Below are 2,828 nucleotides of genomic sequence, written 5' to 3'. Positions count from 1 at the left end.
TTGGGGTTAATTGCCAACCAACGCGCTAGCAATAATTTCTGCTGATTTCCTCCTGATAAATCCACGGCTCTGATGCTCGGACTGGCCAGACGAATCTGCAAATTGTTAATCGCATCATTCGTAATTTTTGAAAGTGCGTTTGAGTCGATAATGCCAGCTTTTGCTTCTCGGACGAGAACATTCATGATGATGTTTTCATGAGAACTCATTTCCAGAAATAATCCCAAATCTTTACGGTCTTCTGGAACGTAAGCAATTCCCTGTTCGATCGCATCATCTGGTGTCGCAATATTGAGATGACGACCTTGCAGTTTGATTTCACCGCTCGTCTTTTTGTCAGCACCAAAAATCAGACGGGCAATCTCTGTTCTACCAGCGCCAACCAAACCTGCTAAACCAACAATTTCGCCTGCATGAAGTTGAAAACTGACAAACTTTACTTTGCGTCCATCGCTTAAATTTGTTACCTCAAGTACGACGGGACCGACAGTTGATTGACGTTTATGTTCGTACAAATCTTCTAAAGGACGACCCACCATCATTTCCACGAGGCGAGGGGCAGAAATTTCCCTTTTTTCCAGAGAACCGATGTATCCGCCATCACGCAATACGCTGACGCGATCGGCAAGCGCATAAATCTCTTCCATCCGATGGCTAATATAGATAATAGCGATGCCTTCATTCCGCAACCGACGAACGACCTCGAAAAGTTTTTCTGTCTCTCGTTCTGAAAGCGCTGCTGTGGGTTCATCCATCACCAGGATGCGACTTTTGTCTTTGAGCGCTCTAGCTATTTCCACTTGTTGCTGTTCGGCAATTGAAAGTGTGGAAACAAGGTTTTCCGCATCAAAACTCGCGTCCAAGTTTTCCAGTATCTCACCTGCCTTACGCCGCATTCCTTCTCGATCGATCGCGCCATGTTTTGTAAGCTCTCGACCCATAAAAATGTTTTCGGCAACTGTCAAATTGGGGGCGAGATGGATTTCTTGATAAATAATGGCGATGCCCAAATCTCTGGCTTGACCGGGGTTGGTCATTTTAATAGGTCGATCGTCAATTCGGATTTCTCCCGCATCGGCTATGTAGGCTCCTGCCAAAATTTTCATTAACGTACTTTTGCCTGCACCATTTTCACCCATGAGTGCGTGAACTTCGCCAGGGTAAATTGTGAGGTTGACATCGTGCAAAGCAGTAAAGCCATGAAAGGTTTTGGTAATGCCTTGCATCTGTAGTACGGGTTTTGTTTGAGTTGCTGTTTCCCGGATATTTACCATGAAAAATCGCCTCTTGTCAGTAACAAATAAAGACGTTTTATTTTGATTTTTGACCGAATACAAACGGTTTAAAACCTCCCATTACAAGGGTTATCATCAAAAAAAATCCTAATTTTAAGATCCGCATTTTCAAGGCGGAGCCAATCCAAAATCCAAAATCCAAAATCCAAAATCCAAAATTGTTTTTATTGACTGCTCCAGCCTTTATAATCTTTAACGTTTTCGCGAGTGATGAGTTTGACTGGAATTAGAATGTTTGGATTGGCAGGCTTTTTGCCTTTGAGAAGGTTGTTTCCGACTTCAACTGCCTTGACTGCCATGCTAAATGGGTCTTGCGCCGCAGTGGCGGCAAATAAGCTATTCTGTTGTTCGAGGGCGTCTTTAGCTTCCGGTGCGCCATCGACACCAACAATAAAGAATTCGCTGCGCCTCGCTTGTTTGGCGGCTAATTCTGCACCAATGCCAGTAGGGTCATTAATAGCAAAAACGGCATCGATTTTTGGGAATGAAATGAGCAAATCGCTCATTACTCTTAAGCCACCATCGCGGCTACCTTCGGCATTTTGATCTTTGGAAAGAATCTTGATACCTGGGTATTTGGCGAATACGCTCAAACATCCCTGGACTCGCTCGACCACGGAAGTGACAGGCGGGCCATTGATAATTACAACGCTGCCTTTACCCTTTAAGCGATCGGCAATATATTGACAGCTTACTTCACCGGCTTGCACGTTATTGGAAGTAACTGTGGCATCGACGCCTCCCTCGGCGGCGGTATCGACTGCAACGATCGGAATTCCGGCTTGCTTAGCTTTTTCTACAGCAGGAGCAATCCCTTTACTGTCAGCAGCATTAAGGATGATAAAGCTGACATTTGAGGCGATGAAGTTTTCGATTTGGTTGAATTGCTGATTTAAGTCGTCTCCACTGGAAACAAGGGTTGTCCTGATATTCTGACCGCCAATTTTCTTGGCAGCCGCTTCAGCACCTTCACCAATTTGGACGAAAAAGGGGTTGCCGAGGTCGCGGACTGTGACGGCAACTGATGAAAGTTCTGTGTTCCGACGGTTGCTAGTTTGGGTGTTCTGGGGATTTGTCGCGCAACTGGCAATAGCGCTACTTACTAAGCTAAAAAGACCGACTGCGATCGCTACTCGTTTCACTTCTTACTCCAATGAACGCTCATTTGGAGAGAGTCTGTTCCGAATATTACGCTGCCACGCCAAGAGCAGCCCTTGTCACATTTACGATCGTTAGATAATTTGTACGATGGGCATTGCCCACCATACCTGTATCGAAAGGCTTACAGCCATTTTGGTGGGCATTGCCCACCCTACTTATCTAACTCAAGATCTAGGACTGCACAATACCTTTTACTTTTGCGTTAGTAAAACTTCCAGATCCGATCGCTAGAATGCTTTGTCGAACAAAGATCCAAACAAAAGTCCTTGTTTTCGCCTCCTCAAAATAGTTAGTTTTTATTGCGATGTATTAAATTTTATGTCAGCATTCTCATTCTTTCAAACCTGGAGAAAACTTTTGGCAAAAACAGCC

Annotated in this window: 2 protein-coding genes; both read right to left on the bottom strand. The window is 44.7% G+C overall.

Going from position 1 to position 2,828, the window contains the following annotated elements:
- Window positions 1–1,274, bottom strand: a 1,274-nt coding sequence (locus H6S82_RS27200) for a sugar ABC transporter ATP-binding protein (protein ID WP_191057032.1), incomplete at its 3' end; no start/stop codon positions are given.
- Between the two features lie 185 nt (window positions 1,275–1,459).
- Window positions 1,460–2,437 (bottom strand): substrate-binding domain-containing protein, encoded by a 978-nt coding sequence (locus H6S82_RS27195; RefSeq protein ID WP_190461717.1) that lies wholly within the window; start codon window positions 2,435–2,437, stop codon window positions 1,460–1,462.
- Window positions 2,438–2,828 lie beyond the last annotated feature (391 nt).

This window comes from Planktothrix sp. FACHB-1355 (assembly GCF_014748295.1).
Taxonomy (GTDB): Bacteria; Cyanobacteriota; Cyanobacteriia; order Cyanobacteriales; family Aerosakkonemataceae; genus Aerosakkonema; species Aerosakkonema funiforme_A.
The sequence above is the reverse complement of the archived record's forward strand: the minus strand, read 5'-3'. Positions and strand labels throughout refer to the sequence as shown.